At 63.5% G+C, this 12,757-nt stretch carries 12 protein-coding genes; 4 read left to right on the forward strand and 8 right to left on the reverse strand.

Going from position 1 to position 12,757, the window contains the following annotated elements; translation table 11 throughout:
* Positions 1-10 precede the first annotated feature (10 nt).
* Both ACWGTO_RS03820 and ACWGTO_RS03825 read left to right on the forward strand, forming a co-directional pair.
* Complete coding sequence (locus tag ACWGTO_RS03820; protein ID WP_454573538.1) at positions 11-544, forward strand: phage tail protein; 534 nt, start codon at positions 11-13, stop codon at positions 542-544.
* Positions 544-1,083 carry a GNAT family N-acetyltransferase gene (locus ACWGTO_RS03825; protein WP_454573539.1) on the forward strand — a complete coding sequence of 180 codons (540 nt, stop codon included), beginning with the start codon at positions 544-546 and terminating at the stop codon, positions 1,081-1,083. The genes ACWGTO_RS03820 and ACWGTO_RS03825 overlap by 1 nt, the downstream gene beginning before the upstream one ends.
* Before the next feature lie 42 nt (positions 1,084-1,125).
* Here ACWGTO_RS03825 and ACWGTO_RS03830 read toward each other — a convergent pair whose 3' ends face one another.
* Together ACWGTO_RS03830 and ACWGTO_RS03835 are read right to left on the reverse strand one after the other, a co-directional pair.
* Positions 1,126-1,419, reverse strand: a complete 294-nt coding sequence (locus tag ACWGTO_RS03830) for a DUF6916 family protein (protein WP_454573540.1) — start codon at positions 1,417-1,419, stop codon at positions 1,126-1,128.
* Positions 1,420-1,709: 290 nt separating this feature from the next.
* A complete protein-coding gene (locus ACWGTO_RS03835) occupies positions 1,710-3,227 on the reverse strand; it encodes a winged helix-turn-helix domain-containing tetratricopeptide repeat protein (RefSeq protein ID WP_454573541.1) in 1,518 nt (505 codons plus the stop codon).
* Between the two features lie 121 nt (positions 3,228-3,348).
* Between ACWGTO_RS03835 and ACWGTO_RS03840 the strand changes: the two genes are divergently transcribed.
* The gene (locus ACWGTO_RS03840) at positions 3,349-3,579 is read left to right on the forward strand and encodes a DUF1127 domain-containing protein (RefSeq protein WP_454573542.1); all 231 of its coding nucleotides are present in this window, start codon (positions 3,349-3,351) and stop codon (positions 3,577-3,579) included.
* Positions 3,580-3,676: 97 nt separating this feature from the next.
* The gene (locus ACWGTO_RS03845) at positions 3,677-4,852 is read left to right on the forward strand and encodes an MFS transporter (RefSeq protein WP_454573543.1); all 1,176 of its coding nucleotides are present in this window, start codon (positions 3,677-3,679) and stop codon (positions 4,850-4,852) included.
* Between the two features lie 45 nt (positions 4,853-4,897).
* Here the strand turns inward: ACWGTO_RS03845 and ACWGTO_RS03850 are convergent, their stop codons facing one another.
* From ACWGTO_RS03850 to ACWGTO_RS03875, 6 genes are all read right to left on the reverse strand, one after another.
* Positions 4,898-6,112, reverse strand: a complete 1,215-nt coding sequence (locus tag ACWGTO_RS03850) for an NAD(P)/FAD-dependent oxidoreductase (RefSeq protein WP_454573544.1) — start codon at positions 6,110-6,112, stop codon at positions 4,898-4,900.
* A 92-nt stretch (positions 6,113-6,204) separates the two neighbouring features.
* A complete protein-coding gene (locus ACWGTO_RS03855; RefSeq protein ID WP_023667887.1) occupies positions 6,205-6,369 on the reverse strand; it encodes a DUF3309 family protein in 165 nt (54 codons plus the stop codon).
* Positions 6,370-6,630: 261 nt separating this feature from the next.
* Positions 6,631-8,523, reverse strand: coding sequence for an ABC transporter ATP-binding protein (locus tag ACWGTO_RS03860; RefSeq protein ID WP_454573545.1), 1,893 nt, complete (start codon positions 8,521-8,523; stop codon positions 6,631-6,633).
* Positions 8,523-10,373 carry an ABC transporter ATP-binding protein gene (locus tag ACWGTO_RS03865; protein WP_454573546.1) on the reverse strand — a complete coding sequence of 617 codons (1,851 nt, stop codon included), beginning with the start codon at positions 10,371-10,373 and terminating at the stop codon, positions 8,523-8,525. The genes ACWGTO_RS03860 and ACWGTO_RS03865 overlap by 1 nt, the downstream gene beginning before the upstream one ends.
* Before the next feature lie 151 nt (positions 10,374-10,524).
* On the reverse strand, positions 10,525-11,298 hold the full coding sequence (locus ACWGTO_RS03870) for an SDR family NAD(P)-dependent oxidoreductase (RefSeq protein ID WP_454573547.1): 774 nt from the start codon (positions 11,296-11,298) through the stop codon (positions 10,525-10,527).
* 110 nt (positions 11,299-11,408) lie between these two features.
* Positions 11,409-12,743 (reverse strand): dihydroorotase, encoded by a 1,335-nt coding sequence (locus ACWGTO_RS03875; RefSeq protein ID WP_454573548.1) that lies wholly within the window; start codon positions 12,741-12,743, stop codon positions 11,409-11,411.
* Positions 12,744-12,757 lie beyond the last annotated feature (14 nt).

Consider the following 12,757-nt stretch of genomic DNA (forward strand, 5'->3'; position numbering starts at 1 on the left):
GACATTCCAAATGACTGAGCCCTTCCTCGGTGAGATACAGGTCTTCGGCTTCGGCTTCGCCCCGCGTGGGTGGGCGTCCTGCAACGGCGCCGTTGTTCCGATCCAGCAATATTCGGCGCTATTCTCGTTGCTTGGCACCAATTACGGCGGCAATGGCACAACCACCTTTCAGCTGCCCAATTTTACCAACCGCGCCGGCTGCAACCAGGGCACAGGCCCCGGGCTTTCAAGCCGGACTATCGGCGAGACGTTTGGCGCAAACGGCGAGACGCTGACGGTGGCCGAAATGCCAGCGCATATGCATCAATTCACAATATACAACCAGCCGGATCTGGCCAAGAAAACGGGGTCGCCCTCTGCCGGCTACTCATTGGGCCCGCCGGGAAGCACCAGTCCTTTTGTTGCCGACGCGCAGGCGAACACGCAATTTCTGCCCACCATGCTCGGCATTACCGGGGGCAGTCAGCAGCACGAGAATCGTCAGCCTTACCTCGCGCTGAATTACAGTATAGCGATGTCGGGGGTCTATCCGTCCTTCGGTTGATGGTCTCGGTCGAATCAGAAGCGTTGCCGGCATTTCCTGCCGCCGAGAGCTCCCGGCTGAGCTTTCCCCGTGGCGCGTCCCGCAACGCGACGCTCGCCGACATTCCATTTCTGCGCCAGCTCTACTGGTCATTCCGCATGGAGGAAATGGAACCCGTGCCGTGGCCGCATGAGATGAAGCGGGCCTTCATCGACGGGCAATTCAACCTCCAGCACCGCCACTATGTCAGCGTATTTTCAAACGCCGATTTCCTGATACTGCAGGACAAGCGCAAGCCGATCGGACGGCTCTATGTCGATACACGTGCCAAGCGCTGGCATATCATCGACATCGGTTTTCTGCCGGAGTGGCGCAATCGCGGCCGGGGACTTGCCATGCTGAAGGCGGTTCAACGCCAGGCACAAACCTCCGGGGCATCAGGCGTGTTCCTGCATGTCGAGCGGCGCAACATCCGTGCGCAAGCTCTCTACCGCCGCCTTGAGTTTCAAGAAGTCGAGGCCAGCGATACCCATATCGGGATGCAGTGGTCTGCGGCCTGACCGGCCTTGCTCGTCCGGTCGTTCCGCGACCGGGCTGCACTCTCAATTGAAGATCGCCTGATAGACGATGCCTTCCTTGTCCCTGGCGACAGGGACCAGGAATATTTCCAGATTGCCCAGTGTCACGTTTTTCAGCTTGTAAAGCTTTTGCGGCAGCACGACCTGTGAGCCGCTCCGGAACATCAGGGAAAAGGGCGATCGCCGCATTCCGGGAAATCCGCTTTCCGGCAGCGGCCGCGCCTCCGACAGCGTCATGGACAGGGAACTCTCGCCCATGTCGACGTCGAACGCACTGCCGACACATCCCGCGAAATGCTCCAGCGTCACAAATCCCATGAGGCCTCCACTTCCTACTCCTTGCGCCGCTCAGGCACCATCCCTGGTCCGGCCATGGACGGCGTGCCGATCGGGTCGATTGATACCGTGTTTTGGCACGGCATGAAAGTTCTTGCGAGCCTTTCCTCTTCAGCAAGACTTGGTCTTTCGCTCCAACCACTGTTGGCTGACTGCACGCGAAAGCAACATCGGTCGAGCGGCCTCGCGACTTGCAAACATTGGCCAGGATTGAGCCGACCGTGCTGGCATCGTACGGGCGCTGCGTCATCGATCGAGCGCGGACCGGTCCGTCACTCCGGAAGGCCGGCCTTGCGGAAGCCATCGACGAAATGTTCGAGCGTGGCAGTGTCGCGGAATGGCTCGGTTTCGACCCAGTGGCGGGTGGTGAAATGCGGGTTGGCGACAAGGAACAGGTCGACCTCGGCGCGCGCCGCGCCGAGGTCGCCGAGCTGGGCAAGGCTTGCCGCCAGGAAGCGGCGCGAGCTTGTCCGATACGTCTCCTCCCGGCGCAGCGTCTCGACGGCGCCTTCATAGTCGCGCGCCGCATATTGCGCCTGGCCGAGCGTCAGATAGTACCAGCTTGCCGGAAACGGATTCAGCCGGAACGCCTTGCGGATGTATTCGAGGCCTTCTTCGACGCGGCCGGCCAGCACCGCGATGTCGGACAATGTCGCCCAGGCATCGGCCTCGTTCGGGTCGAGTTCGAACGCCTTGGCAAATTCCGCGTCCGACTCTTCGAAACTGCGCTCATAGGCAAGCAGATTGCCCAGCACCCAGCGACAGCCGGCATCGTTGGGATCGATCGCCACGGCCTTGCGCGCCAGCTCCAGAGCAAGGCCCCGGGCAGGTTCAATGGGCTCGCCCCAATGCACCCATCCCATCCAGTGGTTCATGGCAAGCCAACGATAGGCCTCGGCATAGTCCGGATCGAGCGCAACCGCACGCGTCAGCAACAGATGCGCCTCGCGCGCCGACTGCGGCGAATCGTCGATCAGCTTTCGCGCCCGCACGACAAGATCGTAAGCCTCGAAATTCCTCGGCCGGTTGCGCGGCGGCGGCGCGCGCAGCCGGCCAAGCAGCGCCTCAACGATCTTGGCCGTCACCTCGTCCTGGACGGCAAAGATATCTTCCAGGCCGCGATCGAAGCGGTCCGCCCACAGATGCTCGCCGCTCAGCGCGTCGACCAGCTGGGCGTTGATGCGCACGCGCCCGGCGGCACGTCTGGCGCTGCCCTCCAGCAAATAGCGCACGCCAAGTTCCCTGGCCATCTCGCGCACATCCACCGCCTTGCCCTTGTAGGCAAAGGTCGAGTTGCGCGCGATGACGAACAGGCCGCCGATCCGCGACAGGTCGGTGATCAGGTCTTCGGTCAACCCGTCGGCGAAGGCTTCCTGCTCGGGGTCGTTGCTGAAATTGGCGAAGGGCAGCACGGCTATCGACGGCTTGGCGGGCAGCGGCAAAGCCTGTCGATTGGCATCGCCGAGTTGTTCGATCGCGCCGGTGAAGCGGTAGCCGACGCGCGGAATCGTCGATATCCACTCACCGCCGTTCGCAGCCGGACCCAGCAGCTTGCGCAATTGCGCGATCTGGACGGTGAGGTTGCCTTCCTCGACGGCCGTGCCTGGCCATGCCGCGTCCATCAACTCGGCCTTGGCGAGGATCTCGCCGGGCCGGGCGACGAGCGCCGCCAGCAGTTGCAGTCCGCGGTGGCCGGCGGCGACGGGGACATCGTCCCGAAGGAGCGTTCCCGCACCCGGATCAAGCACGAAGGGACCAAAGGCAAAGCGCGATCCTTGCATAGCGCGCATCTATAACCGGTTTGGAACTTTTGAGAACTATTTGGCTGCGCTTAATTACGGCGCCGTCCGCATGCTGCACAGTTCAGCCTCCTACCGAGGGCTCTTGCTCTCAAACCGAATGGAGGTTGCCATGAACGATACCCTTGCTTCTGCTTCGGCAGCCTGGCCGGAACAATCAGCGGCGTCATCGCGCCGGAGTCCGACGAGCCCGCGCGGCATGATTGCGGCCTGGCGTGAACGGATACACTTTCGCTGGGACCTGAAGCAGATGGCGGAGACCAATCCGCATCTGATCGACGATATCGGCCTGACCAGACGCCAGGTCGAGGCCGAGATCGTCAAGCGCTTTTGGGAAGTGTAAGGCCGCAGATGAAACCGGTTCGCCAATTTCAGCGTGCCATGGCGCTTCGCCGGTATTTGCACTTGCCGGAATGTACCGATCTTGCTTCGAAAGCTGCATGAGCGCCGAATACGCGACGTCAGCCCGCGAGAACCGCATCCCATGGGCCGCGATGGCCGGTATCATCGCGACCGTGACGGTTTTCGCCGTGGCGCAGGGGCTGACCTATCCGCTGCTCAGCTTCATCCTGGAACGGCAGGGGACAACACCGGGCCTGATCGGCCTCTCCGCCGCGATGACGCCACTGGGTTTCATCGTATCGTCGCTCTTCACGCCGGCGCTGGTCCGGCGCGTGGGGGCGGCGCGCTTTGCGGTCCTGTGTTCCATTCTGGCGGCAACCGCGCTGATCGCGATTGCCTGGACGCAGGACGTCTGGGCCTGGACGCCGCTGCGCTTCCTGCTCGGCTTCTTTGCCAATCCGCTTTACGTGATCAGCGAAACCTGGCTGGTTTCGATCACGCCCGCCGCACGCCGGGGCCGCATCATGGGCCTTTATTCCTCGATTGTTTCGGCCGGCTTCGGCCTCGGCCCGCTGTCGCTCGGCCTGGTCGGCACGCAGGGGTGGCCGCCCTTCATTATCGGCAGCGCGGCCTTCCTGGTCTGCGGCCTGATCGTGCTTGCCGTCTCGCAGCGGCTGCCCGACATGCCGCGTGACGGCGAGGCGGTTTCGGTCGGCGGCTTCTTCGCCCTGGCGCCGCTGCTTTTGTTCGCCGTCTTCACGGCTGCCGCCTTCGAGCAGGTTCTGCTGTCCCTGTTCGCGGTCTATGGCGCCGCACTCGGCAGCGCGGAACAGCGCATCGCTTCGCTCATCACCTGTTTCATCGCCGGCAATGCCGTTCTGCAGATTGTGCTCGGGCGCGCCGCAGAACGGTTCGGCTCGAAGCGGATGATGCTGTTTTGTGTCCTGCTTTGCCTTGCCGGTTGCCTGCTGTTGCCGTTGCTCTTCGACACGTGGCTGATCTGGCCGCTCTTCTTCATCTGGGGCGGAGTCTCGTTCGGGATCTACACGCTGTCTCTGATCCAGCTAGGCGAGCGTTTCACCGGTCAAACCTTGATCGCAGGGAATGCAGCCTTCGCCTTCGTGTGGGGCATAGGCGGCATCGTCGGCTCGCCGGTGGCGGGACTGGCAATGCAGCTGACCGGACATCAGGGGCTGCCATCCTCGCTTGGCCTGCTGTGCTGTGTGCTTGTGGTGTTTCTGATGGCGCAGAGACGCACAAATCTGCCGACCTGACGAGAGCGATTCCAGGGTGGCAGCTCGGCGAACGGAGGCCCTCGATCAGGATCGGCTGAATGAAAACAGCTTCGCATCGGAGTCTTCGATGCCGCCGATCGCCGAGGCAACGATCTCCGAAGCGACCTGCGAGAAGGTGATGCCGTTGCCGCCATAACCCATCACGGCATGGATGCGTGGATGCCGGGGCAGGGCGCCGATATAGGGCATGCCTGTGATGGTCGTTCCGAATGAACCGGTCCAGGCAAATTCGGGCCTCACGTCGAGTCGTGGCAGCAGGCGATGCAGTTTCTTCGCCAGACGTTTCGCCTTGTCGGCGATCAGCGCGTCGCGACGTGCCTCGTCGGTGAACTCCTCGTCCTCGCCGCCGCAGATGACGCGGCCGTCTTCTGTTGCGCGCAGATATAGATATGGCTCCGACGCCTCCCAGATCAGCGCTGCGTCCGGCCAGATGTTTTTCGGTTGCGGGGCCGTGGCGATCGCCCAGGTCGAGACGACGCTGTGCGCGGTCTTCGGGATGATATCAGTCAGTTCATAGCCGGTGGCCAGCACCAGATGCCGCGCGGTGATCGTCGGACCGAGGCTGGTGGCGACGACGACCTGGTCGCTTCTGTCCTCGATCGCCGTCGCCTGCACCGGCGCATAGAAGCGCGCCTTGCGCTGCAAGGTTTTCAGCAGCAGGCCAGCCGTCAGCTTGCGCGGGTCGAGCGCCAGATTGCCGTGGCTGAGGATGGCGCCGGCGCGATCGATACCAAACTCGTCGGCGAGCTCCTTGCGGGTCAGGTAACTTGCGCCGATGCCGACCTGCCGGCGTGCCTCTGCCTCATCGCGCAGTGCAGAGGGGTCGAGCGCATCGCCGGCCAGATAAAGCGAGGACGATGGTGTCAGGCGACAGTCGATGCCCAGTTCGGCGATCCGTCCGCCAAGGTTGGATACCGCCAGGCGCGACCGCCGCCATACCTGTCCGGCATCGGCCTTCCCGACCATGGCCGAAAGTTTCGTCAGTGGCTGGTCGAGCTCGAACTGCACCAGGGCGGTGGTTGCCGAGGTCGACCCGAGCAGCGGACCACGACGGTCGATGCAGATGACCGAATGACCGCAGGCGGTCAGTGTTTCGGCGGCCATGGCGCCGCTGATCCCCATGCCGACGATCAGCACGTCGGTCTTGACATCGCGCTTAAGTTTTTCCGTAGGCACCGATGGTGCCCGATAGGCAAACCAGACCGGCCGGCCGCTGCGCAGGTCGAGTTTGCGTGCCACCAATATCTCCAGACGCCGGCACTGTTCAGCTGCCAACCAATGTCTTCAAACGGAGAGCGGCCGCCGAGGTCCGGCGGCCGCTGGCAGCGGCACTATATGCGCCCAAGAACAACCAGAATGATGACGATGATCAGCACCAGCCCGAGGCCGCCGCCGCCATAGTAACCGGTGCCATAAAAGGGTCCGCCGCCGAGGCCGCTGAAGCCGCCGAGCAACGCGATGATCAGGATGATAATAAGAATGGTACCCAGGCCCATTTGCAGTCTCCTTGCGTTGCCGCGCCATTCACACCGCGCGGCTCGAAGACAGAAACTCGCGGCAGGCCATCCTGTTCCAATGACTTGCAACCCTTGCGCGCCAAGGGCAAGCGCAGCCGGCGTGATTACGGTCTCTGTTTGACGGCTAAGAAAAGCAGGAACCCTGCCTGCTGGCCCCGGAGGGACTCGGCGTTTGATAGAATCGCTGACCCGCTATGCGCCGCTTCCCGCGAGTTTCCGTTGGGCTCAACAGGCCACCCTTCACGTCGCCTTGCCGACGGGTGCGCCTGTCGTCATCTCATCCTCGGAGATGTCGTCGAACGAAGCGTAGTTCATGTTGTAGAGGCGGGCGTAGAGGCCTTGCCTCGCCATAAGCTGGTCATGGTTGCCGCTTTCGACGATCTCGCCATTCTGCAGCACGATGATGCGGTCGGCGCCGCGTATGGTCGCCAGCCGGTGGGCGATCACCAGCCCCGTGCGGCCTTCGAGCAGCGTCACCAGCGCCTTCTGGATCAGCATCTCGGTGTAGGAATCGATGCTGGCCGTAGCCTCGTCGAGCACCAGAATCTTGGCATCCGCCACCAGTGCACGGGCAAAACTGATCAGCTGGCGCTGGCCGAGCGACAAGTTGCCGCCGCGCTGTTCGAGTTCGGTGTCGTAGCCGTCGGGCAGGTATTCGACGAACTCATGCGCGCCGACGGCCTGCGCCGCGCGCACCACCTCGTCACGGCTTGCCGATGTCTTGTGGTAGCGGATGTTTTCCAGCACCGTTCCTGAAAACAGGAACGGTTCCTGCAGCACCATCGCGACCTGGTCGCCGAGCGAATCCTGCGTGACGTCGCGCACATCGTGGCCGCCCACCAGCACCTCGCCCGACCAGACATCGTAGAAGCGGTGCACCAGCGCCATGCAGCTCGACTTGCCGGACCCGGTCGGCCCGACCAGCGCGACGGTCTCGCCGGGATTGACGCGAAACGAGATGTCCTTCAGCACCGGCTGGCCCTTGCGGTAGCCGAAGGTGACGTTCCTGAATTCGACCGAACCGTCCATGTCGCGCGACAGAGCGACTGCGCCTGGTTTATCGCTGACATCGACCGGCACGTCGAGCACTTCGGAGATGCGCTGGCCCGAGGCCATGGCGCGCTGCATGACTGAATACTGCATGGTGAGCGAGCGGATCGGGTCGAAGAAGCGCTGGATGTAGAACAGGAACGCCACCATGACGCCGATGTCGAGGCCGTGCGACAGCACCATCGAACCCCCGACGACAATCACCGTCGCCATGGCGATGCCGGTCAGCGTGTCGACGATCGGCACCATCACCTGCGCATATCTGGCCGAGGTCAGGTGCGTCCTCAAATTGGCCAGCACCTTCTCGTCATAGAGCTCGAAATTGACGTGCTGGCGCTCCAGGCTCTGCACCGTGCGCACGCCATGGATGCCTTCGGCGAGCGCGCCGTTGGCGATCGAGTTGGTCTCGTGCGCGGCCATGAAGGCGACCTTGGCGCGCGGCAGCCAGAACAGGCGCACGATGAACAGCGCCGGCATGGTCGACAGCGTCAAAAGCCCGAGCCGGAAATCAAGCCAGAGCAGGACGGTGACGATACCGAACAACAGCACGATATCGCCCACCGACATCACCGACGTCTCGAGGAATTCCTGCATCGAATTGACGTCGCCCTGCAGGCGCGACATCAGCCGTCCGACTTCGGTCTTATCCATGAAGCTCAAGGAGACCCGCTGCAAATGGCTGAACATGGCGCGGCGCAGGTCGGACAGCACGTTTTCGGCGACCTTGCCGACGACGCTCTCCTGCACGTAGGAGGCGCCGTAGTTGATCAGGATGATCGCGGCGAAAGCGCCGATCGCCCAGTTCATCACGGAGCGGTCGGCCTTGCCTGCGGCCATGCCATGGTCGATGGCGTAGCGAATGACCAGCGGGATCGCCAGCTGCGTCAGCGTGAACACCAGCACCGCGGCAACCGAGATGAAGAGCCGACCCTGATACGGCTTCACGAAGCTCCAGATGCGACGCACGATACGCGGATCGTAGGCCTTGCCGAAAACCTCCTCGTCGTCGCGATGCGAGCCAACGACGGCCTTGGTCGGCCGGCCGCTTTTGTCGTCCTTTTCGTCGTCATCCTGCTTGGACATCAGGCGGCTCCTTCGAGCCGGTCTTCATCCGGCCGCAGCTGCAAATCGTAGAGCGCGCGGTAGCGCCCTTTGAGTGCCAGCAGCTCTTCATGCGTGCCACGTTCGACGATACGTCCGCCTTCCACGAACAGGATCTGGTCGGCATGCATCAGCGAGCTCAGCCGATGCGAGATGATCAGGGTCACGCGGTCCTTGGTGAAGCGTTTCATGGCGGTGCGGATACGCTGCTCCGTCCCGGCGTCGACGGCCGCGGTGGAATCGTCGAAGACCAGCACCGAAGGCCGCAGCATCAGGGTGCGGGCAATGGTCAGACGCTGCCGCTGGCCTCCCGAAAGCGAGGCGCCGCGCTCCCCGACCACCGTTTTGTAGTCGGCCGGAAGCCCGATAATGTAGTTGTGCAGCTGGGCATATTCGGCGGCCTGCCCGATGCGGGTCTCGCGCGCCCAGGGATTGCCATAGGCGATGTTGTTTTCGATCGAGGTTGTGAACAGGAATGCGTCCTGCTGCACGACGCCGACCGCCTTGCGCAGCGACTGCAGCGTGACCGCGCGGATGTCCTGGCCGTCAATAGTGATCGCGCCCGACGTCACGTCATAAAAGCGCGGGATGAGATGCGCGATAGTCGACTTGCCGCTTCCCGGCGGGCCGACAATGCCGACGGTCTCGCCGGATCTGGCCTCGAAGGAGATGCCCGACAGCGCCGGCCGGCCGCCCGTGCCTGCGTAGCGGAAGCCGACATTGTCGAAGCGCAGCACACCTTCGCTGACCACGAGATCCTTGGCGCCCGGTGCGTCCTCGATGTCGAGCTCGGCGTCGAGCAGTTCGAACAGCCTTGTGCCGCACGTCGAGGCGCGGGCGAACGAGTTGACCATCAGGCCAAGCTGGCGCACCGGCATCTGCAGGATGGTCATGAAGGTCAGGAACTGGGCCAGGGTACCGACGCTGATCTCGCCCGCCATCACTTTCTGGCCGCCGAACCACAGCACCAGCCCCATGGAGGCGAGGAACGAAAAGTTCATGGCGCTGGTGTTGGCGACGCGGATGTCGACGCGCTGATTGGCGAGCTGCAGCGCCGATAGCTTGGCGCGGTCGAATTTTTCCAGCTCATGCCGCTGCGCTGCGAAGGCGCGCACGACCCGGATGCCACCGAGATTTTCGTCCATCACCCGGCTCAGCACCGACAGCCGCTCCTGCAGCGTCAGCCAGGTGCTGCGCAGCCTGAGCTGCGTGACCGAGGACCGCCAGGCGACGAACGGTACGAAGCTCAGGCTGAGCAGTCCAAGTTCAAGATCGGTGCTGATCAGGAGATAGGATCCGACGCCGATCAGCACGCCGAGCAGCACCACGCGCAATATGCCGGTGGAAAAGAACATGCGCACGCCGTCGAGGTCGAGCAGGCCGAGAGTGATCAGGTCGCCGGTATGCACCCTGTCGTGGAAGGAGAAGCTCAGGCGCTGGATCTTCTCGTAGAAGGCGAGGCGCAGTTCATAGCCGGTGCGGTGGCCGACAGCCTCGCCGTAATAGTTCTGCGCCATGGTGAAGAGGCCGCGCAGGACGCTGACGACGAGCAGCGTGATCGCCGTCGTCCACAGCGCCTGCTCGGCAGCCGCGCCGCCACCTGCGGCCATCACGCCTTGCGCCTGATCGATGGCGCGTCCGAGCAGGCGCGGGATGAACAGCTGCAGCGTCGCGGCGATGAAGGTCGAGACGATGGTGATCGCCACCTGCCAGGGATGGCGCAGCGTCATGCGCACGATGCGCAGCAGCGTGCTGAGGCCCTTGCCCCAGGACGCCTCCGCCACATGGGCAAACGATTTGCCGCGCTTCGCCGCGCCGCTGGTTGCGTCCATTGCCAAGGAAAATACCCAATCCGGTCCGGACATTAGCCCAGACGAATGAAAGCAGACTCAGTTTCAGATGCCGAGATGGTACGCCTCCATTTGGGCCGTTCAAGGGCCAATGGTGCCATCGCACTGTACCTGAACGGCGGCGCAATTCCTGTCACCCCGCCATCCAGCCGCCATCTACCATCAGATTGATGCCGGTGACGTAGCTTGCCATGTCGCTGGCAAGGAACAGCGCGGCGCCTGCCACGTCGTTCGGCGTGCCGAGCCGCGGCCAGGGGGTGCGGCTGTGCGAATAGGCGAGCGCGTCGGGATCGTTGGCAACGCCCGGCTTGCCGGTGATGATCTTGCCGGGTGCAATCGCGTTGCAGACAATCAGGTCCTCGGCATGATCGACGGCGATCTGCCGCGTCATCTGTACGATGCCGCCCTTGCTCACCGAATAGGGAAAGTCGCCCGGGCAGGCGACCATGCCGTGCTGCGAGGAAATGTTGATGATACGGCCGCGAATCTCGCTCACTGGCGACTGGGTCAGCATCTGCATGACGGCGCGCTTCGAGCAGTGGAAGAAGCCGGTCAGATTGACGCCGATGACGCGGTTCCATTGCTCCGGCGTGGTCTCGATCAGATTGGTGCTGGTGTAGATGGCGGCATTGTTGACCATCACATCGAGCCGTCCAAAACGCGCGGCCGTCGCGCCGACCAGCGCGTCGACCGCAGCCCAGTCCGCAATGTCAGTCGTGACATGCATCGCCGTGCCGCCGGAAGATTCGATAAGGGCTGCCGTGCTGTCGCCACCCTCGATCGGCAATTCGCCCGTGTCGGCGACGATGACGGCGGCGCCTTCCGCCGCGAATTTGAGCGCGATCGCACGGCCAATGCCGGAACTTCCGCCGGTGACGATCGCAACCTTGTTCTCGAGCAGGGGCATTTCGTCTCCTTTGAGCAATTCCATGAAAAGTATGAGCGGTTTTCTGTCCGGAATTGCGTAAAAACAAAGAGATAGGGCGGTTCGCCGTTTCCCTGCAACGGTGAACCGGTCTAGTGTTCCCGGCGCGCGACCTTGCCTTGCCCCGCACCGATCAGCGCCTGATCGCGCACGATTTCTCGCCCGCGCAGGAACACATTGGTCAGCCGGGCCTTCACGCTCCAGCCGTCGAACGGCGTGTAAGCCGCGCGGGAAACCTGCTCGGCGTCGGAGATGGAGCTGGATACGTGCGGATCGACGATCAGCAGGTCGGCGTCGTAGCCGGTGGCGATGCGTCCCTTGCGCTTGCCGAGCCCGAAACGCTCGGCCGGATTGCGCGCGCACATCCGCACCACATCGGCATGAGTGATCAGTCCCTCGTCCACCAGTTTCAGCATTACCTGAAGCAGCGTCTGCAGCCCCGGCATGCCCCCGGGTATATCGGCGAAGGCGGCGTATGCGGCGGCCTTCTCGGCCGGCGCGTGTGGCGCGTGATCGGTCGCGACGATGTCGATCAGCCCACCCTTCAGCGCAGCGCGCAAGGCTTCGACATCCTGCCGCGACCGTAACGGTGGCGAACCCTTCAGTCGGGCGCCTTGGGTCTCGTAATCGTCGGCGGTGAAGAACAAATTCTGCGGAGTCGTCTCGACGCTGGCGTCCGCCCGGTCGCGCAACCGGCTCCACGCTTCGACGCCCGGCCCCGAATTGATCTGCCGGATATGGACGCGCGCGCCTGTCGCGGCGGCGGCAAGCACGGCGCGCGCAACGCCGCCGGCTTCGGCAAGCGGTGGCCGGCTGTCGAGAAAGGCTGCGATGGTCCCTGTCTTGTTGCGCTCATTGGCGCCGGTCAGCATCGATTGATCGCCCGGCGAAATGCCTACCAGCGTATCGGCATGGCCAAAATGTCTGAGCGCCTCGGCAACCGCGTCGAAATTGCGAAACAGGAAGGTCTCCGGCACGTCGGCGGTAAACAATTCGAACGACACCGGTGCGAGGTCGAGCAGCTCGTGGATCGGCGACAGATCGCGGTTGACCACGGCCTGGAAACCAACATCGACATGGAGCCGGCCTGCCGCCATCGCCATCTTGTCGGTCAGCTCCTCGGCGCTGGCTGTCCACGGCTCGTCGGTCGGCATGTCGAGCACCGTCGTCACGCCGCCAAGGGCGGCGGCATGCGTGCCTGAGGAAAAATCCTCCTTGTGCGTCAGCCCCGGCTCGCGCAGATGCGCGTGCGCGTCGACCAGGCCGGGCAGCAGCAGGCAGTCCGAAGCGTCGATGACGGTCGCTGCTTCCGCTGCACCGCCGGGCGTGATCAGCGCTGCGATGCGTCCGCCGGCAATGCCGACATCGCGCCGCTCCTGCCTGTCGGCATTGACGATTGTCGCGCCCCTGATCAGCGTCTCGAACATGCCGCCCCGCTCCG

Source organism: Mesorhizobium sp. PL10 (assembly GCF_053714315.1).